Annotated in this window: 14 protein-coding genes, 3 pseudogenes and 1 riboswitch; of the genes and pseudogenes, 11 read left to right on the plus strand and 6 right to left on the minus strand. The window is 51.6% G+C overall.

The features are described 5' to 3' along the window. The first annotated feature begins 3 nt into the window (after nucleotides 1–3). The 5 genes and pseudogenes from mobP3 (at nucleotide 4) to ACRQU7_RS10740 (ending at nucleotide 6,599) form a co-directional block, all read left to right on the plus strand. Nucleotides 4–2,894, plus strand: a pseudogene (gene mobP3 / locus ACRQU7_RS10720) (MobP3 family relaxase). Between the two features lie 14 nt (nucleotides 2,895–2,908). Then, on the plus strand, nucleotides 2,909–3,034 hold the full coding sequence (locus tag ACRQU7_RS10725; RefSeq protein WP_444640761.1) for a hypothetical protein: 126 nt from the start codon (nucleotides 2,909–2,911) through the stop codon (nucleotides 3,032–3,034). Nucleotides 3,035–3,049: 15 nt separating this feature from the next. Next, complete coding sequence (locus ACRQU7_RS10730) at nucleotides 3,050–4,501, plus strand: DUF3991 and toprim domain-containing protein (RefSeq protein ID WP_444640763.1); 1,452 nt, start codon at nucleotides 3,050–3,052, stop codon at nucleotides 4,499–4,501. Nucleotides 4,502–4,514: 13 nt separating this feature from the next. Next, a complete protein-coding gene (locus ACRQU7_RS10735; RefSeq protein WP_444640765.1) occupies nucleotides 4,515–6,332 on the plus strand; it encodes a type IV secretory system conjugative DNA transfer family protein in 1,818 nt (605 codons plus the stop codon). 12 nt (nucleotides 6,333–6,344) lie between these two features. Beyond that, on the plus strand, nucleotides 6,345–6,599 hold the full coding sequence (locus ACRQU7_RS10740; RefSeq protein WP_212506677.1) for a helix-turn-helix domain-containing protein: 255 nt from the start codon (nucleotides 6,345–6,347) through the stop codon (nucleotides 6,597–6,599). Between the two features lie 589 nt (nucleotides 6,600–7,188). On the opposite strand, the gene ACRQU7_RS10745 is transcribed toward ACRQU7_RS10740, so the two are convergent. Continuing rightward, on the minus strand, nucleotides 7,189–7,332 hold the full coding sequence (locus tag ACRQU7_RS10745) for a hypothetical protein (protein ID WP_164919016.1): 144 nt from the start codon (nucleotides 7,330–7,332) through the stop codon (nucleotides 7,189–7,191). A 181-nt stretch (nucleotides 7,333–7,513) separates the two neighbouring features. Here ACRQU7_RS10745 and ACRQU7_RS10750 point away from each other — a divergent pair, with 181 nt between their 5' ends. The 6 genes and pseudogenes from ACRQU7_RS10750 to ACRQU7_RS10775 all read left to right on the plus strand — a co-directional run bounded on the left by ACRQU7_RS10750 (nucleotide 7,514) and on the right by ACRQU7_RS10775 (nucleotide 11,972). Continuing rightward, nucleotides 7,514–9,637 carry a heavy metal translocating P-type ATPase gene (locus ACRQU7_RS10750; protein ID WP_444640768.1) on the plus strand — a complete coding sequence of 708 codons (2,124 nt, stop codon included), beginning with the start codon at nucleotides 7,514–7,516 and terminating at the stop codon, nucleotides 9,635–9,637. Nucleotides 9,638–9,686: 49 nt separating this feature from the next. Beyond that, nucleotides 9,687–10,067: an ArsR/SmtB family transcription factor gene (locus ACRQU7_RS10755; RefSeq protein WP_444640770.1), complete on the plus strand. Its 381-nt coding sequence runs from the start codon at nucleotides 9,687–9,689 to the stop codon at nucleotides 10,065–10,067. Nucleotides 10,068–10,126: 59 nt separating this feature from the next. Then, nucleotides 10,127–10,366, plus strand: a pseudogene (locus ACRQU7_RS10760) (hypothetical protein); the annotation flags it as partial. A 49-nt stretch (nucleotides 10,367–10,415) separates the two neighbouring features. After that, entirely contained in the window at nucleotides 10,416–10,625 is a 210-nt protein-coding gene (locus ACRQU7_RS10765) for an FMN-binding protein (RefSeq protein WP_444640772.1), read from the plus strand. A 224-nt stretch (nucleotides 10,626–10,849) separates the two neighbouring features. Beyond that, nucleotides 10,850–11,257: pseudogene (locus ACRQU7_RS10770) on the plus strand (cupin domain-containing protein); the annotation flags it as partial. A 202-nt stretch (nucleotides 11,258–11,459) separates the two neighbouring features. Next, nucleotides 11,460–11,972, plus strand: a complete 513-nt coding sequence (locus tag ACRQU7_RS10775; RefSeq protein ID WP_066648681.1) for a ferritin-like domain-containing protein — start codon at nucleotides 11,460–11,462, stop codon at nucleotides 11,970–11,972. Between the two features lie 79 nt (nucleotides 11,973–12,051). Here the strand turns inward: ACRQU7_RS10775 and ACRQU7_RS10780 are convergent, their stop codons facing one another. The 5 genes from ACRQU7_RS10780 to ACRQU7_RS10800 all read right to left on the minus strand — a co-directional run bounded on the left by ACRQU7_RS10780 (nucleotide 12,052) and on the right by ACRQU7_RS10800 (nucleotide 17,899). Continuing rightward, entirely contained in the window at nucleotides 12,052–14,580 is a 2,529-nt protein-coding gene (locus ACRQU7_RS10780; protein WP_444640775.1) for a cation-translocating P-type ATPase, read from the minus strand. 106 nt (nucleotides 14,581–14,686) lie between these two features. Then, nucleotides 14,687–14,777: riboswitch (NiCo riboswitch) on the minus strand. A 123-nt stretch (nucleotides 14,778–14,900) separates the two neighbouring features. Continuing rightward, on the minus strand, nucleotides 14,901–15,512 hold the full coding sequence (locus tag ACRQU7_RS10785) for a DedA family protein (RefSeq protein ID WP_212506672.1): 612 nt from the start codon (nucleotides 15,510–15,512) through the stop codon (nucleotides 14,901–14,903). A 13-nt stretch (nucleotides 15,513–15,525) separates the two neighbouring features. Further along, the gene (locus ACRQU7_RS10790) at nucleotides 15,526–16,152 is read right to left on the minus strand and encodes a phosphatase PAP2 family protein (protein WP_212506671.1); all 627 of its coding nucleotides are present in this window, start codon (nucleotides 16,150–16,152) and stop codon (nucleotides 15,526–15,528) included. Between the two features lie 7 nt (nucleotides 16,153–16,159). Then, nucleotides 16,160–17,098 carry a zinc ribbon domain-containing protein gene (locus tag ACRQU7_RS10795; protein ID WP_444640778.1) on the minus strand — a complete coding sequence of 313 codons (939 nt, stop codon included), beginning with the start codon at nucleotides 17,096–17,098 and terminating at the stop codon, nucleotides 16,160–16,162. 261 nt (nucleotides 17,099–17,359) lie between these two features. Continuing rightward, complete coding sequence (locus ACRQU7_RS10800; RefSeq protein ID WP_444640780.1) at nucleotides 17,360–17,899, minus strand: RNA polymerase sigma factor; 540 nt, start codon at nucleotides 17,897–17,899, stop codon at nucleotides 17,360–17,362. Nucleotides 17,900–18,013: the final 114 nt, after the last annotated feature.

Below are 18,013 nucleotides of genomic sequence, written 5' to 3' on the forward strand. Positions count from 1 at the left end.
GCCATGCCGAAAATCATCTTCAAGTGCCGGTATCTCAAGAACGGAACCCATGCCGCCAACCTCGTGGAATACATGGCGACGCGCGAGGGCGTGGAAAAGCTCCCGGAGAATGTCCGTTCCCAGCCCACCACGGCAAAACAGCAGCGGCTCATCGGTGATCTGTTGGCTCAGTTCCCCGACACCGCGGACCTGTTCGAATATGAGGACTACCAAAAACAGCCGACCATTGAAAACGCCTCGGAATTCATCACGGCGGCGCTGGAACAAAACCTGGATCAGCTCGGGCACAAGGACGTGTACGTTCAATATATCGCTACCCGCCCTCGTGTGGAGAAATCCGGCACGCACGGCCTGTTTTCGGATGCCGGGGTGCCTCCAGTGCTGCCCGAGGTGGTGGAGGAAGTCTCCCGCCACACGGGAAACGTCTGGACACCGATTATCAGCCTGCGGCGGGAGGACGCCGTCCGGCTCGGGTATGACCATGCCGCGGCGTGGATGGCGCTGCTGCGCAAACAGCGCAACCTGTTCTCCGAGCAGATGAAGATCTCACCGGAGAACCTGCGCTGGTACGCGGCATTTCACGATGAAGGCCACCATCCGCACTGCCACATGATCGTCTATTCCATCGATCCCCGCGAGGGTTACGTCACCAAACCCGCCATCAACAACATGCGGAGTACGCTGGCACATGAAATCTTCCAGCAGGACCTGATGCAGATCTATCCGGAGCAAACCGCACGGCGCAACGAGCTTGCCGAACAGAGCCGCGCCGCGCTTTCCGAAATCATTAGGCAGATGGAATCCGGCGTCTACGAAAACAAGGTCATTGAAGATCTGCTCTCCCGGCTTTCCGAACGCCTGAAATACACCACGGGCAGAAAACAATACGGTTACCTCAAAGTGGAACTCAAGGCCCTCGTTGATCAGATCGTGGAGGAGCTGTCAAAGGACGCGCGGGTGGCGGAAGCCTACCAGGCATGGTACGAATTACATAACGAGGTCCTGCACACTTATGCTGACAAGCTGCCTGACCCGCTGCCGCTTTCCCGGCAGAAGGAATTCAAGCACATCAAGAACATCGTGATCGAGGAAGCCCTGCGCATCAATGAGAGGCAGATCACGTTTGATGGCGACGAGGCTATAGAAGCTCAGGCGGAAACGGCAGCGGATCAGACCGATCCGGTATATGAACCGGAGGATGAACCATGCGATGAATCCCCAGAAGACGGGAATTTTCCGGACAGCACATCAGAAGGCCCGGAACCCATTGAAAGTCCGCCCGCGACACCCCACCCATATATCGAATGGAGCGACCGCTACAAACAGGCCCGTGAATTTTTGTACGGGAAAGACGATATGGAGCCGGATTTAGCTCAGACGCTCCGGCTGTTTCAAGAAGAAGCCGATGCTGGAAACGCACTCGCCATGCATGATCTCGGACGCATGTACGCAGATGGACTGGGGATAGAAGCCGATGCGGGGATTTCTTTCACCTGGTACGAAAAGGCCCTCACAGCCTTTTATGAGATTGAAATGGGGAAAAGCCACCGCTATGTGGAATACCGCATCGGCAAAATGCATGCTGCCGGTCACGGCACCGATCAGGATTATGAAGAAGCGGCGGGGTGGTTTGAAGAGTCCGCTTCGGGAAATTACAAGTACGCGCAGTATTCCCTCGCCGGACTGCACTACCGGGGCCAGGGCGCGGAACAGAATTATAATACAGCGTTTGCGCTGTATCAGAAAGCGGCGCGGCAGCATTTCCCGTATGCATCCTATGAACTGGCGAAGATGTACCGCGACGGTATCGGCACGGCAAAAGATCATGATGCGGCCGCCGCCTGCTTCCGGGAAGCTTTCAGCAACTGGAGGCTCAGAGCCGCGACGATAAGCTCCGGTACCGCCTCGGACAAATGCTTTATACGGGCACCGGAACGGAACAGAATATCGGCGCGGCGGTGCAATACCTCGAGAAATCGGCCAGGCTCGGGAATGCCTATGCCCAATGTCTGCTTGGAAAAATTTATCTGGCTGTTGAAAGTCCGTTGAATCCGGTTGAAAACTCCTATGCGAACCCCGAAAGGGGCATCTTCTGGCTCACCAAAGCTGCGGATGCCGGAAATGACTCCGCAGAGTATCTATTAGGAAAGCTCTACCGGGACGGCCTGTATGTGGAGCGGAACTCGGAAAAAGCCGTCGCACTGTTCACCGCGGCGGCCAAACAGAAGAACCCCTACGCCGCCTACGCCCTGGGAAAGTTGTACCTCGAAGGAACGGCTGTCGTAAAGGATACGGGTGCCGCAGCCAGATGGCTGACATTCTCGGCCGGCCTCGGCAATGCGTATGCGCAGTACGCGCTGGCAAAGCTGTATCTGGCCGACGAAGATGTGCCAAAGGATGTTCCGCGGGCGGTGGATCTGCTTACAAAGGCGGCCCTGCAGAACAATTCCTTTGCCCAATACCGGCTCGGCAAGCTGTACCTTCTGGGAGAGGAAGTTCCCAAAGATGTGGATGCCGCCTTCCGGTGGCTCACAGACGCAGCGGAACAGAACAACCAATATGCCCAGTACATGCTCGGCAAGCTCTATCTGATGGGGCAGGATGTTCCCCGCGACCGCGAGGCCGCCGCCCGATGGCTGACGGCTTCCGCCGGGCAGGGCAATCCATACGCCCAAATTTTTCTCAATCATCTGGACTCGTTCCGTGATCCGTCCCCGATGCTGGCGGTTACCCGGCTCCTGCACCATCTGAGCCGGATCTTCCGGCAGCAGCAAAGCAGACTGTACGGAGGCCCCTCCATGGAGACGGACAGCAAGCTCCGCCGCCGGCTTCGGCAGAAGAAGATGGCAATGGGTCACGCGCCCGACGAGCGGGCGCCCGAACAAACCTATTAACAGGAGGCGCACATTTGATGCGAAAGCAGTATCCACAGGCAAAAGAGATCCCGCCCGCCAAAATCAATATGGTGCCGGAAAAGCCGTCCGTACATCAGCGGACGGCCTTTTTTCGCCGGTGCGGGAAACGCAAACGCTGAAAGGAAGGATCCTTCATGTCCTATATCCCGTTCACAGAGGAAGAAAAGCAAAGGGCTAACTCGGTTGACCTGGTGGATTTTTTGCAGAGGCAGGGCGAGCAGCTCGTCCGCTCCGGGCATGAGTGGCGTTGGAAACGGCACGACAGCGTGACGATCCGCGGCAGCGAGTGGTTTCGGCATTCCCGCAAGGAAGGAGGCCACGCGATTGACTTCGTCCAACGGTTTTACGACATGGATTTCCCCGGAGCGGTCACCTTTCTGCTCGGAGGCGAAGGCGGCCTGGAATGGAACCAGACCGCGAAAAGCGCGCCGCCGCCCAAAAAGAACTTCGCGCTTCCGGAGGCCAATCCGGACATGCGCCGGGTGTTTGCCTATCTTCTCAAACAGCGGTTCATCGACCCGAGCGTGCTGTCGTATTTCGCGCGCGAACACCTGATCTACGAGGACAAAGAATACCACAACGCCGTATTCGTTGGTCTGGATGAGGATGGTGCCGCCCGGCATGCGCACAAGCGCGGCACCTATACCAAGGGCGAGCCTTACAAGGGCAACGTCGAGGGAAGCGATCCGAAATACAGCTTTCACTACATCGGCGAGGACGACACCCTTTATGTGTTCGAAGCGCCGATCGATATGCTCTCTTTTATTTCCCTTCACCTGAAGGACTGGCAAAAACACAGCTATGTCACGCTGGACGGTGTGTCTGAGCACGCGATGCTGCAACAGCTGAAAAGCCATTCGAACCTGAAAAAGATTGTGCTGTGCCTTGATCACGACGAGGCCGGGATTGAGGCCACCGGCAGACTGAAGGACATCCTTGCGGAACACGATTATGACGACCCCGCCTATATGGACATTCCTGTTTTGCAATCCCGGTACAAGGACTGGAACGAAGATATCAAGGCAAAACACGGCATTACCCCCATCCCTGCCGGGGAGCATCCGAAACTCGTCCTGCTGCCGGAGATCTGCGAGAATCTGTTCTCCGCTTGTGAAACCCTGTCGGCCGTTCCGGATCCGGCCTCTGTCATCCGGGAATATCACCGGAGGCTGACGCCGCTGGTCGATTCCGAAAAGCTTGCTGCCGCGAATCCGGAAATCGTGGGAGCTTGTCTGCAGAAAATGGCGGCGGGCGCGCTGCTGGCCGCTCAGCGGGAGCTTCGGCAAATGGAACGGCCGGAAACGCTCGGGCAGCTGGTCGGAAACCTGCGGGACAGCTACAGGCCCCACCTGGACCGGGGCTGGATGCGAACCAAAGCGGAAGATATCCGCGAGGATGCGGTGAATATAGACCGGCAGTCACTCGCACCCGGCATCCGCACGCTGCAGGAGCGGCTGGCATTGGTTTCGGATTACAGGCGCCTCGCGCTTGACTGCGTGAAGGCGCAGCTTTTTGTCCGGCTGGAACTGTCCCAGCCGCTCCAGGCGCCGAAGGAATCGGCGCTAAATTTTAAGATGAGCTTGTGAAGGAGGTCTATTTATGATTATTTCTCCGGTTGTCACTCTGCTGATCGCCGGATTCCTGATGTTCGCCGTCATCGGGCTTCTGTCCCTGCTGGCGCATTACTATACCCTCAACGGCATCAAATCCCGGACGGTGGGCGACGGCCAGCACGGTACGGCCCGTTGGGCGACCAAATCCGAAATCAAGCACACCTATTCGGAAGTCCCTTTTGAGCCGGAACTCTGGCGGCAGGGCAAAAACCTTCCTTCCGCACAGGGCCTGATTATCGGCTGGCATAAAGCGCCGCTGTTTGACCGGGCCGCTCCACACGGCTACGCGCTGGTTGATGACGACGATATTCACTGCCTCATGATCGGGGCTGCGGGCGTAGGGAAAACCGCAAACTTTTTATATCCCAACCTCGAATACGCCTGTGCGGCCGGCATGAGCTTTCTTACGACCGACACCAAAGGAGATCTGTATCGCAATTATGGGGGGATCGCAAAAGAGTGTTACGGTTACGACGTTGCCGTGATTGATCTGCGCAATCCGACCAAAAGCGACGGATTTAACCTGAACCATCTCGTCAACCGGTACATGGACGCCTATCTGCGGGACGATGCAAATCTTGCGTATAAGGCAAAGGCCGAAAAATATGCCAAGATTACGGCGAAGACCATCATCGGATCTGGCGGGTTCGATATTGCCACGGCAGGCCAGAACGCCTTTTTTTACGATGCGGCGGAAGGTCTGTTGACCTCGGTCATCCTTCTGCTCGCGGAATTCTGCCCTCCGGAGAAGCGTCACATCGTCTCCGTCTTCAAGCTGATTCAGGACCTGCTCGCACCGAGCGGCGTGAAGGGCAGGACTCTGTTCCAGCTGCTGATGGCGCATCTTCCGGACGACCACAAGACAAAATGGTTCGCGGGCGCGGCGCTCAACAGCGCGGATATGGCGATGCAGAGCGTCCTTTCCACGGCGCTTTCCAGGCTCAACGCATTCCTGGATTCCGAACTGGAGCAGGTTCTGTGCTTCGATACAGCCATAGACGCGGAAAAATTCTGCACGGAGAAAAGCGCCGTTTTTCTTGTCATGCCGGAAGAAGATAACACGAAATATTTTATTATCTCGCTGATCGTCCAACAGCTTTATCGGGAAATCCTTGCCGTGGCCGACGAATACGGCGGAAAACTGCCCAACCGAGTCATGATGTACCTTGATGAGATAGGGACCATTCCAAAAATAGAGTCAGCCGAGATGATGTTCTCATCCAGCCGCTCGCGGCGGGTGTCTATAACAGCCATTATCCAGAGCCTCGCTCAGTTGGAAAAAAACTACGGAAAAGAAGGCGCCGCCATTATAGTGGATAACTGTCAAGACACAGTGTTCGGCGGCTTTGCACCCAACAGCGAATCGGCGGAAACCCTGTCCAAATCCTTGGGCAGCCGGACGGTGATGAGCGGTACGGTTAACCGGGGCAGAAACGACGGCTCGCAGAACCTCGAAATGATCGAGCGCCCTCTTCTAAGCCCAGACGAACTCAAGTCCATGCCCAAGGGCAGATTCGTTGTGACGAAAACCGGTGCTTATCCAATGCGCACCCGTCTCAAGCTGTTTAAGGATTGGGGTATTACGTTCGGCAAGCCCTATGAGGTGGAGGAAAAGTCGGCTCGGAAGGTGGAGTACGCCGACCGGTTCGAGCTGGAGGAAGAACTCATCCGCAGAAATGCGGCCTATACGATGGACCCGGACAGAGCGGAAGGTGAACCCAATACACACGGCGGGATCCAGCATTCGCCTGCGCAGGAGATAAGTGGTTTTCCGCGAAGAAAAGATCCCGTCCGCATCGAATAGGAGTGATATATCATGGGGTATTTTACATCCCTTTACGCTTCTGAGCTTCCTCACCGCGCGGTTGCCGTGTATATGTACCTGCGCGACCGAGCCGATAAGGACGGCAAATGCTACCCGGCGATCGGTACCATCGCACGGGAGCTGAAGCTGTCCAAAAGCACGGTCAAACGGGCTATCGCCGATCTTGAAAAAAGCGACCACCTCTGCAAAGAGCCGAGGTGGCGCGAAAACGGCGGAAAATCCTCCAATCTGTATCACATAAGGTAAACGCTGAAAAAGTATCTGCTCTGCCAAGAAGAAAGTCTGCCCACAGGTGAACCGTGGAACGGTTCATGGTGAACCATGAAAGCGAACCTCCTACTCTAAGCAGATCTAAATCAGAGAAAAGACAAGCGGAAAGGTTTTTTTCTTTCTTCCTTTCTTTCACCGGTATGGGAGTAACCTCCGCTGTATCCGGGTCAATCAGAATAGTTTCCTTGTTCTTTTCTCTGGCATATGTAATGAGATGAGCGGCAGATTCCACAAAAACGAGCATCTGTTCTTTGTAAACCGCCAGAACGGAGCCGGAGCGGTTCACCAGTATTCATTGCAGCGGGGATAACAACTGTTTTTAAGTAAGCGTCAAAAACGCCGTCACCTTGACAGAATCAATTGGTGTCGCGCTAAGTTTTTCATTGCTCCTGAATGTCCGGCACATCCGGTGTCAGATATTTGCTTTTGAGCGCGCGCAGAACATCGCTGATGGTGGAAACCGATGCCACATTCTGTATTTCCACCCCTGCTTCCCGAAGCGGGTTGTTACGACGGCTCCCGTAGTTGGTGCCTCTTTTGGGGGATCCAGTTCAGCAAATACCGTTCACGGATCGGCGATGATTTCTCCATCCGGCTGGCTGCAGGCCAGCAGTGCTTCGAGCCGTACTCTCCGGGAAAAGGTACACAAGCCGCGCAATAAAGTCATCAGATCCGCGCCGGGAAAACGAGTCAATCTGCTGGTGTACATTCGGGCCAAACTCCGCGCCGGAAAGGGCATCGGCTACGAACGGTGGGCCAGGATTTTCAACCACAAACACGGCATCCAACAGATCCGGGATATTTTTTATTTTTCTATTGACAATAATTTATGATAATGATAATATAACGATTAAGCAATCGTTTAATCGTTATATTAAGGGGGCTCATCCATGTCGACGAAGGTATTTATGCTTAATGGGTTGGACTGCGCCAACTGTGCCGCAAAAATAGAAACAGAAATTAAAAACATTGAAGGGATTAAGTTCGCTTCAGTAGATTTTGTTTCTAAGAGACTTACTTGGGAAGCTGAGTCGAATACCAATGTTCCTATGTTAGTGGAGAAGATAGAAAGCATCGTAAAAAAAATTGAGCCGGATGTTAAAATTGCTTTAGTGGAGAACCCTTCTAAATCTAAAATAGAAGAAAAAGATGACGACGGTGAAGAAGGGCATAAAAAAGAGATAGTCGAACTGGTGATTGGAGGAACTTTATTTGTTGTTGGATTGATTTTTAAATTTCAAAACTGGCTTGAACTTACCATATTTTTAATAAGCTATATCATTGTTGGCAGAAAAGTTGTTTTAAGCGCAATAAAAGGGATCGTACGAGGTCAGGTATTCAGTGAGCACTTCCTTATGAGTGTTGCTACAATCGGTGCCTTCTTTGTTGGAGAGTATCCGGAAGGCGTCGCCGTTATGTTGTTCTATCTGGTTGGGGAATTATTCGAGGATATGGCCGTGGATAATTCCAGAAAGTCAATCAGTGAATTAATGGATATAAGACCTGATTATGCAAATTTACAGGTTGGCGAAGAACTCAAAAAAGTATCTCCTGATGAAGTAAATATCGGTAATAAGATCGTAGTAAAACCGGGAGAAAAAATTCCTCTTGACGGCAAGGTCATAGAAGGCACTTCAATGGTTGATACAGCGGCATTAACCGGAGAATCCGTTCCACGTGAGTTAAAACCCGGAAGTGATGCTTTGAGCGGGTTTGTAAATAAGAATGGCGTTTTGACTATTGAAGTTACAAAAGGATTCGGAGAATCTACAGTTTCAAAAATCTTGGATTTAGTACAGAATGCCAGCAACAAAAAAGCGCCAACTGAAAAATTTATAACAAAATTTGCGCGTTACTATACTCCGGTTGTTGTATTTGGAGCATTGGCATTAGCAATTATTCCGCCTTTGGTTATTCCAGGAGCATCCTTCTCTGACTGGATTTACCGAGGGTTAGTATTCTTGGTGGTTTCCTGCCCCTGCGCGTTAGTGCTTTCAATACCATTGGGATTCCTTGGGGGAATTGGGGGAGCTTCAAAAAAGGGAATATTAGTAAAAGGCGGCAACTACCTTGAAGCGTTGAACAATGTTGAAGCAGTTGTTTTTGATAAGACGGGGACTTTAACCAAAGGTGTATTCAAGGTTACAAAAGCGATTTCTGAAAACGGTTATACAGAGGATGAACTGATCAAATACGCGGCATATGCTGAAAGCTATTCAAATCATCCGATTGCACTTTCAATTATAGCTGCTTATCATGCTGAAATTGATAAAGATAAAATTGAAAATTATCAGGAAATAGCGGGACATGGCATTAAGGTCAATGTCAATGGAAAGGAAGTACTCGTTGGAAATACTAAATTAATGATCAGTGAAAACATCCAATACACTGATGTGGATACGTTAGGCACAGTAGTACATGTGGCCATAGACAAAAAGTATGCGGGCAGTATCATAATTTCAGATGAGGTGAAAGAAGACTCTGCAAAAACAATTAAAGAGTTGAAAGCGCTTGGCGTTAGAAAAACAGTTATGCTTACTGGCGACTTGAAGAAGGTGGCAGACAATATCGGCAAGGAATTAGGTTTAGACAAGGTTTATTCTGAACTGTTACCCGCCGATAAAGTTGAAAAAGTTGAATCCCTGGAAGCCCAAAAATCTCACAAGGGAAAGATTGTATTTGTTGGTGATGGAATTAACGATGCGCCGGTACTTGCAAGAGCAGACATCGGTATCGCTATGGGAGGCTTGGGCTCGGACGCTGCGATTGAGGCCGCAGATGTAGTGATTATGACTGATGAACCTCATAAAGTAGCATCAGCGATAAAAATTGCGAAAAGAACGAGAAACATTGTATCTCAGAATATCGTGTTTGCATTAGGAGTTAAAGCCATATTCCTCGTATTAGGAGCATTGGGGTTAGCTTCCATGTGGGCGGCCGTGTTTGCAGATATGGGGGTTGCTCTGATTGCAGTTGTTAATGCAATGAGAGCTCTGAATACGAAAAAAATATAAATCTTTTTATGGTTATATCTTATATTGTTTATATGAAAGGGTGACTATAATGTCTGAAAACCAGGAAAACATGACAGATCAAGAAAATGCAATGTGTGATATCACTATTATTCATCAGGATATATTAGATAAAGTGAAAAAAGAAATAACTGACGATGATACTTTGTATAATATGGCTGGTATATTTAAAGTACTCAGCGATCCTACACGCCTAAAAATTATAAATGCGCTTATGCTTTCTGAAATGTGCGTGTGCGATATTTCAGCTTTGCTGAATATGTCGAAACCTGCTATTTCGCATCATCTAAAATCGTTACGGCAAACCCACTTAATTAAATACAGGCGTGACGGGAAAATCGCTTATTATTCACTGAATGATGCACACATTAAAATGATGTTTGATCTATGTATAACGCATATCAAAAAATAATGATACAGGTATTAGTTTAGCTGAAATGAGGCGGGGGTGCGCCGGCTGATCTACACCACCAAGGCTTCAACCGGCAGCTCCGAAAGGTGACGAAGGCGAAATCGATCTTTCCGACGGATGACAGTCTGCTCAAGATGCTGTATCTGGACATGATGGACATCACGAAAAAATTGACCGGCAGGCGGCAGGACTGGAGCGTGATCCACGCCCAACTGGCCGTATATTTTGCCGGCCGGATGCTGTGCTTTCTTTTATGTCTATGTCCATACACTTTCCGCTCAGTCGTCGGGGCGGTATAAGGACGGTACTTATCATGGATTTGGCGCCGGATTTCGGGGAGGCACAACGATGGTGACGGTCGAAGTTTCAGGCGGGAAAATTACTGCAATCCAAGTGGATTCCAGCGAGGATGCTCCGAGCTTTTTCAATGCTGCGTACACAATGGTTTCCAATGAAATCATCAGCAGCCAGACAGCGGAAGTGGACGCTGTATCCGGCGCGACATACAGCAGCAGGGGCATTATGGATGCAGTTTCCAATGCCTTGGCTCAAGCATAATGATTCATTTAAAGATGCAAATATTGGGGATGAATTTCCGTCTACAGGTTTATTGGGTCTAAGCAAGGTTTCCGTTCCCCTCAGCGGAACAGATTGAAACGAACTGAGCCAATCGCGCGGCAATAACATGGAACCCATATCGTTTTGAAAAGCACTTTTCCGGCAGATAATTCATATTATGGGTTAAAATCAACGGGAGAGGATCGGAAGATATGCCTGATGAAGAATTAAGAGACTATGGCCCCATACCAATAGTAGTGAATATTGAAGCGGTTACGGAGCAAAACAATACCTTCCGTACCGCTTTATGGACAGGGAATCATCTGCAGCTTACGCTGATGAGCATTCGTGTGAACGATGATATCGGCTTGGAAATGCACCCTGATGTTGACCAGTTTATCCGCATCGAGCAGGGCGAAGGGCTTGCGAAGTTCGGAAACCGGAGAGACAATATGAATTTTCAAAAGCGAGTCGGGCCAAGCGATGCCATTGTCATACCGGCCGGGACATGGCATAACGTCGTCAATGTAGGCACCGTACCCTTAAAAGTATATTCGATTTATGCACCTCCCCAACATCCTTGGGGAACCGTTCACAAAACGAAAGACGACGCAATAGCAACAGGGACATAAAATAACGGTATCATCAAGCGCTTTGGAGTATTTGAATTCGGGCCCAAGTCCCATTGGAATAATGATGCAGAAAAAGATTTGAACAGAGGACTCAGGCAGGATCAGCCTACTGTACGCTATTCCTGCCTGTCCAATTTTGAGGCTAAAAGGGAGGGCCTCTCAGCGGCTGAAGGCAGATTTATATGAAAGGCGGAGGATTATCATGAGTTATACGCATCCGAACGGACAGCCGCAGGGTACGGCACAGAAGTTTACGGATAAACTCAGGGAAATCCTGATCAGTGAAATCATCGCGATTAACGGTTACCAAACCCACATCGCCAACTCGGACATTTCTGAAATAAACGATGCCTGGCACAGTATTATGCTCGACGAAAAGCAGCATTACGGCTGGGTTCTGAAGCTGCTCCGCAAATATGATCCGGAGCAGTATAAACAGTTTTTAGCTCATAAGGGCGACAACCCCGGGCCCCAGACACCGGTGTCGCTCTCCCATTCCCAGTCCGGCGGTGCGGCCATTCTGAACGATATCCGGGACGACATCAAGGGAGAACTCGAGGCCGTGATTCTGTATGAAGCGCAGCTGCCAAAATATCCATACCGGGATATCCGCACCACCTTGCAGGCCGTGATTGATGACGAAAAAGGGCACGCGGAGCATCTTACCAGGCTGTTGCTAAAATATGACGTCGATCCGTATGATGAATTGGTCTGATTCCGGGTGTTTCAGGAAACCGACGACTTGAACGGCCATGAAATCCATTGGGGATGTCACGGCCGTTCTGATTTTACTGTTAATTCTTTCTCAGATGTTTTACAAGTTTTACGATTTCGACCCAAAGTACCGACGCCGCCGACATCACGATTACGGCGATCGCTTCCGGTCCGGTCAGCGGAGCCAGCTTCACAAAGGCTGAAAGCGGAGTGTATAAGAGCAGGACAAGCATGGAAATGGTTCCCGCAAAGGCCGCCCACATCACCTTGTCTTTGATCAGACGGTGGAATGACTGGAATGCAAAATCCGTTTGGGAACTGTTGACCAGAACCAAAAGCAGATTGCTTAGAAAAATAATGGAAAGGCCCATTGCACGGGCAACCGGAGCGTTTACGGCTGGATCTGCCATAAGAACCGTATAATAGGTTCCAAAAGAAGAGGCAAAAACCGTCAGCCCCTGCAGAATGCTTCTGAAGAGACCTTTCGCTCTCATCAGTTTTTCTTTCGGATCACGGGGATCGCGTTCCATCACATTCTGTTCCGCGGGCTGTCGTTCAAAAATGATGGAGCAGGTCGGGTCGATAATCAGTTCCAAAAGGACGACATGGATGGGCAGTAACATAAGGTTCGCCGGATTTACTTTCAGAAGAGGGGCCAACAGACAGGAAAACGCGATTGGAATGTGAATCGTGAACACATATCCGACCGCTTTTTTGATGTTGTCGTAAATCCGCCTGCCGTCCCTGATGGTATCCACAATCGTCGAAAAATTATCGTCAAGCAGGATGAGATCGGCGGCTTCGCGGGACACCTCCGAACCGCGCTTTCCCATCGCGATGCCGATATCGGCATATTTGAGCGCGGGGGCGTCGTTGACCCCGTCGCCCGTCATTGCCACGATCTCACCGTTTGCCTTGAAAGCCTTCACGATGCGCATCTTATGCTCCGGGACGACGCGGGAAAAAATGCTGACGGAACGGACACGTCTCTGAAGTTCCTCATCCGTCATCCGGTCGATCTCGCCGCCAGTGACGGATTTCCCGCATGGCATGCCGATCTGCTTCGCGATCGCGCCTGCCGTGATGCCGTTGTCGCCCGTAATCATCACAACGCGGACGCCTGCCTTCCTGCAGCGGAGGATATCCGCTTTTACGGATTCCCTCGGAGGATCCGCAAGGCCAACCAATCCGCAGAACTGAAGGCGGCACTGGGCCAAAGAAGCGGGAACTTCGCCCGCCGTTCCAACGTCCATTCTGCCAACCGCGATCACGCGGAGCCCGCGTGCCGCCATATCGGCGGCTTTTTCCTGCGCTTTGTCCCGTTCGTCCGAATTGAGATTACATAAAGCGAGGACCTTTTCCGGCGAGCCTTTCGCGGCGATCAGGATTTCATTGCCGCGCCGCCAGACATGGCCCATCATTTTTGCCTCATGAGTGAAGGAATATTCCCGAATCAGCTTGCCGCCGAACAGGAAATCCCTGGACAGGCCCCTGCCTTCACAATACGAAATCATGGCCTTTTCCATAGGGTCATATGCGTCCGGTTCGCAGGCCATCCCCATGACCGCGCAGAGGTCCCGCTCTTTGTTTTCCTCTGTCCACGTATCGCATACGGTCATCTGATTCATCGTAATGGTGCCGGTCTTATCAACGCAAAGAACCGACACGGCGCCGAGCGTTTCCACGGAAGCCAGCCTGCGCATAAGCGAATGCCTTTTTGCAAGCCGCCATGCGCCCATGGAAAGGAAGACTGTTAAAATAACCGGGAACTCTTCCGGGATCATGGCCATGGCGAGCGTGACGCCGGAAAGGATGCTTTCGATCAGCCTGTCGGTAAATTGGTGGTCCGGGATATTCAGCCAGGTGAAACAGCCTACCAATACAAACAGGACCGCCGCAATAACCGCGCAAAGCTTCACGAGCCCGCGGGTCTGCCTCTGAAGCGGCGACGGGGCTTCCGGTGCGCCGACGACATTTGTACCGATTTTCCCGAACTCGGTGGCTTTGCCGATTTGATCCACGCGGACCAGCGCGCTTCCCTGCGTCACAAGAGTCCCCGCGTAGCAGTGGTCGCGCCGCCAGTGCCCGCCGTCTGCATCGGCGGTCCCGAGCGCGACCTTCCAAACGCCTTCCGCTTCGCCCGTCATGGACGACTCGTCGACGCACAAATCGTTCGCCTGAAGGATCTCCCCGTCCGCCGGGATCTTGTCGCCTTCGGCAATTAGCATGATATCCTCCGGGACAAGATCGGCGCTGTCGATCCGCCGCTCCGCTCCGTCCCGCAGCACCGTAATGCGCGGCGCCGCGAGATCCTTTAAGGCGTTCAGAGTCTTGTCGGTTTTCCAGCTCTGAATCACATCGATACTGATCATACCCGATACAAAGATCAGCATAACAACTCCGTCGCGCGGCTCACCCAGCAAAAAATAGATGACCGCCGTCACGATGAGCAGCAAAAACATAGGTTCCGACAAGGCTTTCAAAATCTCTTGAAGAACATTCTTTTTCTTTTTCGGAATCAATTCGTTCCTGCCGAATCGCTTTTGACGTTGCACGGCTTCCGCCGTTGTCAGGCCGGTTGGATTTATGGTTTTCTTTCGTTCTGTCATAAAAGTTACCTCCATCATGCTTCTCAGCATTTATGCGACAGCTCTATGGCATTGCAAAGATACAGCTGCAGCCTCAAAAGGGTACAAAAATACCTGTGAGACAACATACTGTCCCACAGGTTCTGATCAACCTGTTGCCGCGAGGCCCAGCCCCATAAACCCAATATCGGGTTTATCGCCTGCTCAGTTTGTACTGTAGATCAAATGCAGCGCAAAGAGATGAAAGATATTCTATCATATTCATTTACTCACGTCAAGTGATTAAAAACAAAAATATAAGATTCCTATCATGAATTTTATGGCGGATCCTGAGAGAAAACCTATTTTTGATTTTTCCTTTTTTTAGAAATCCAAACAACAAAACCGACCCCTCCGACCGCCATCACGGCGAGAGCAATGTAGGTATAGAGATTCATGGATTGGCTGACGCGTTCCCAGCCGGCTCCGGCAAAAGCGCCCAGCAGCACCAGAACCACATTCCAAATTGCGGAGCCGAGGATAGTGTACAAAAGGAACCTGCCTCTGCGCATCCGCGCCATCCCCGCAGGGATGGAGATGAGGCTTCGGACTAATGGAATAAACCGGCAAAAAAAGACGGTGGAGGCACCGCGCCGATTAAACCAGTTATCCGCCCGTTCCACATCCCCTTTTTTCAGCCCGAGGACATGTCCCCATTTCCCGATGAACCTGTCCATTTTCTCGGCCGGAAGCAGCCGTCCGACGCCGTAAAGGACGATTGCCCCGGCCACCGACCCGATGGTGGCGGACAAGGTGACGATCCAGATGTTCATGCTGGTGTAAGTGGTCATGAAGCCGCCGAAAGTCAGGATCAGCTCGGACGGAATGGGAGGAAACAGGTTCTCGATTGCGATCAGCAGTGCTATCCCCACGTATCCGTACTGGTTCATAATATGGATGACCCATTCCTGCATTTTGAACTTCCTTTCAAAAATCCGAGTTTTTAATCTTTGCTTGTCTGCCGTTCCAAAGCGAGTAAACCAGCAGGGATATGGCGGCCCCGAACAGCCAGCCGCCCAGAACGTCGCTCGCATAGTGGACGCCCAGATAGACTCGGCTGAATCCGATCAGGCCCGCCAAGGCGATGCACAGGGAAGAAAGAAATAGTTTTCGGGAAAAACTTCCAAGATACCGGATGATCATCAAGATCAGCATGACATAGAGCGACGCGTTGATCATCGCATGGCCGCTGGGAAAGCTGTAGCCCGTTTCGCTGATCAGCCGGAGGACATTCGGGCGTCCCCTCGCGAAAATCTGCTTCAGGAGGACGTTGAACACACCGGACATTATCACTACCGCCGAAGTAGGCAGTGCGATGGTTCTCCTCGTTTTTGGTGCGAGAAACAGTGACAGGCAGAACACAATTACAGTAATTGGATCGCCGAGATGGGTGATCACCTTCATCATTGCAGTCAAAACGGGGGACATATTTTCCACTGCTTCCCCATAAAACCATCCTTCAAAGCGAATAGTGATTCCGGCATAGATACATACAGCGAGCATCGCAAATAAAATGACCGGCATCACCACAAGCCATATGATGCGTTTATTCATCCCGTCCCTACTCTCCTCCATCCAGTGCGCTGCCGCAGTGTTTGCAGTACCGGTCGTCTTCGCTCCCCGGCATATGGCACCGAGGACATATTTTTCCGAGTTTCGCCCCGCAGCAGGTACAGTAGGCGTTGTCTTTGTTTTGCACGGCTCCGCACCGGTAACAGGTCTGGCGGCTTTGCCGGTACAAAAGAAAAACGAGCCATCCGGCCAGATTGGTAAAAAGCGTGGCGATCCCCCATACCGCCGCGTCCATCCGGGCCTTGAGGGCCTGCGCGTAAACCCAGAGGGCCAGAAGGACCCAGTAAACCATGAAGGAAAGGACGGCGAGGGCGGCTGCGGCCTTCAGATAGAATTCGCCGCGCGGGACCGGCTGAGCGCTGCTGATAAAATAAATTTTTCCGCCGCCCGGCTCGTCCGCCAGGTAAGAGAGCAGATAGTTTTTCTGCTGCCGGTCTTGCTTTTTATAAAAGGAACGATCCTGCATCTCCTGCTCCGCCTCTTCGTCGATTCCGAGCAGTTCTTTCGAGGCTTTCAGCCTACCGCCGTCCAGCAAGCGGAAATGCAGGTGCGGATTCGTCGCATCCGTGAAATAACGATTTTGGCCATCCGGTTTCTCCACAAGGTTCAGAGAACCTTCCTTTGACAAATCCGAATGCTTTGCGGCGAACAAAATCCGGTTTTGTCCGTCCAAAATCAAAATGTCCACCAGATCCGGCGAGGAAGCCGCCAATTGATTCAGCTCGGGCTTTAATCCCTCGTATCCGCTCTTCATGCCGATTGCCTGTTCGCTCACTCTGCGGTACCCTTGGGCAAGGACGATCCTGTCCCGGAAAGTATGGACCAGAAAGCCGGCCGACAGGATTCCGGCCAGGACCGCAAGGACCAGGTAAACGGTCACCGCTTTCTTGAAATTGAATTTTTTGATGGCAGCGTCAAAGTGATTCATTTTCGGAACCTCCCGATTTCCTGCTGAAAATCAGCGGGGACAGTAGGCAAAAGCCGACGGAAAGGAACAGGACGGACGGAATGCAGAAACTCCAGAGGCTGACTCCGAGAAAGACGAGCAATCCAGGGAGCAGAAGAAACAGGCAACAGGCGACGACGAAGGCGGCGCGCAGAGCACGATCCCTGCGCCGCCGGCAGATTTCAAGACATTTTCTATCGATCTCGCTATCCAGCCTGGACAGAATCACATTTTTATCCTGTTTTATAACAAAAGCCCCCTTTTCAGCTTTTTCCTCAATTTGGTCATGCCGTTGTGGATGCGGCTTTTCACTGTTTTTGGGTCGCAGGAGAACCGATCGGCTATTTCCCGAAGCGTTTGCTGTTCGCAGTATTTCAGCCGGATGGCGGCGGCCTGCTCGGGCGGCAGACTTTCCAGCGCCTTTTTTAGTTTTTCCGCCTGCATACGGTTCAGCACCCTGTCCTGCACATCGAAGGAAGACGGCAAGTCCTGCTCCTCAAAGCTCAGTGTTTCCGGCTTGCTCCGCCTTAGAAAATCAAGATAGCAGTTTTTGGCGATTGTCATTACCCAAGTGGAAAAAGCAGTTTTTTTGCGGACGTCGAATCGGTCGATGCCCCGAATCAGCTTCACGAATGTGTCCTGCGTCAGGTCTTCGCTGAGGGAAGAATCGTTCGTCAGCTTGAAAAGGAATTTTGAGACGTAGGGATAATAAAAGACGATCAGGTCCTGAAACGCTTCTTTTTCCCCTTTTTGAGCCTTCAAAAGCAAAGAACGCTCATTCAAACCCTCACCGCCTTTTGACTCTGCTTATTACACGCAGCGGACGGAAAAAAGTTGCAGGGAATCGCAAAAAACAGAATGCCCGTTTTCCGGCATGTGCGGATTCCCGGGTGAAGG

Origin of the sequence: Caproiciproducens puteiluti, from assembly GCF_052442865.1 — a bacterium.
Lineage (GTDB): Bacteria > Bacillota > Clostridia > Oscillospirales > Acutalibacteraceae > Caproiciproducens.

What these genes read in the sequence shown, in the direction of transcription:
- ACRQU7_RS10795 (WP_444640778.1), bottom strand. Translation starts at nt 17,098, where the DNA reads ATGAATCACTTTGACGCTGCCATCAAAAAATTCAATTTCAAGAAAGCG.
- ACRQU7_RS10740 (WP_212506677.1), top strand. Translation starts at nt 6,345, where the DNA reads ATGGGGTATTTTACATCCCTTTACGCTTCTGAGCTTCCTCACCGCGCG.
- ACRQU7_RS10755 (WP_444640770.1), top strand. Translation starts at nt 9,687, where the DNA reads ATGTCTGAAAACCAGGAAAACATGACAGATCAAGAAAATGCAATGTGT.
- ACRQU7_RS10750 (WP_444640768.1), top strand. Translation starts at nt 7,514, where the DNA reads ATGTCGACGAAGGTATTTATGCTTAATGGGTTGGACTGCGCCAACTGT.
- ACRQU7_RS10730 (WP_444640763.1), top strand. Translation starts at nt 3,050, where the DNA reads ATGTCCTATATCCCGTTCACAGAGGAAGAAAAGCAAAGGGCTAACTCG.
- ACRQU7_RS10780 (WP_444640775.1), bottom strand. Translation starts at nt 14,580, where the DNA reads ATGACAGAACGAAAGAAAACCATAAATCCAACCGGCCTGACAACGGCG.
- ACRQU7_RS10745 (WP_164919016.1), bottom strand. Translation starts at nt 7,332, where the DNA reads ATGTACACCAGCAGATTGACTCGTTTTCCCGGCGCGGATCTGATGACT.
- ACRQU7_RS10790 (WP_212506671.1), bottom strand. Translation starts at nt 16,152, where the DNA reads ATGAATAAACGCATCATATGGCTTGTGGTGATGCCGGTCATTTTATTT.
- ACRQU7_RS10785 (WP_212506672.1), bottom strand. Translation starts at nt 15,512, where the DNA reads ATGCAGGAATGGGTCATCCATATTATGAACCAGTACGGATACGTGGGG.
- ACRQU7_RS10765 (WP_444640772.1), top strand. Translation starts at nt 10,416, where the DNA reads ATGGTGACGGTCGAAGTTTCAGGCGGGAAAATTACTGCAATCCAAGTG.
- ACRQU7_RS10735 (WP_444640765.1), top strand. Translation starts at nt 4,515, where the DNA reads ATGATTATTTCTCCGGTTGTCACTCTGCTGATCGCCGGATTCCTGATG.
- ACRQU7_RS10775 (WP_066648681.1), top strand. Translation starts at nt 11,460, where the DNA reads ATGAGTTATACGCATCCGAACGGACAGCCGCAGGGTACGGCACAGAAG.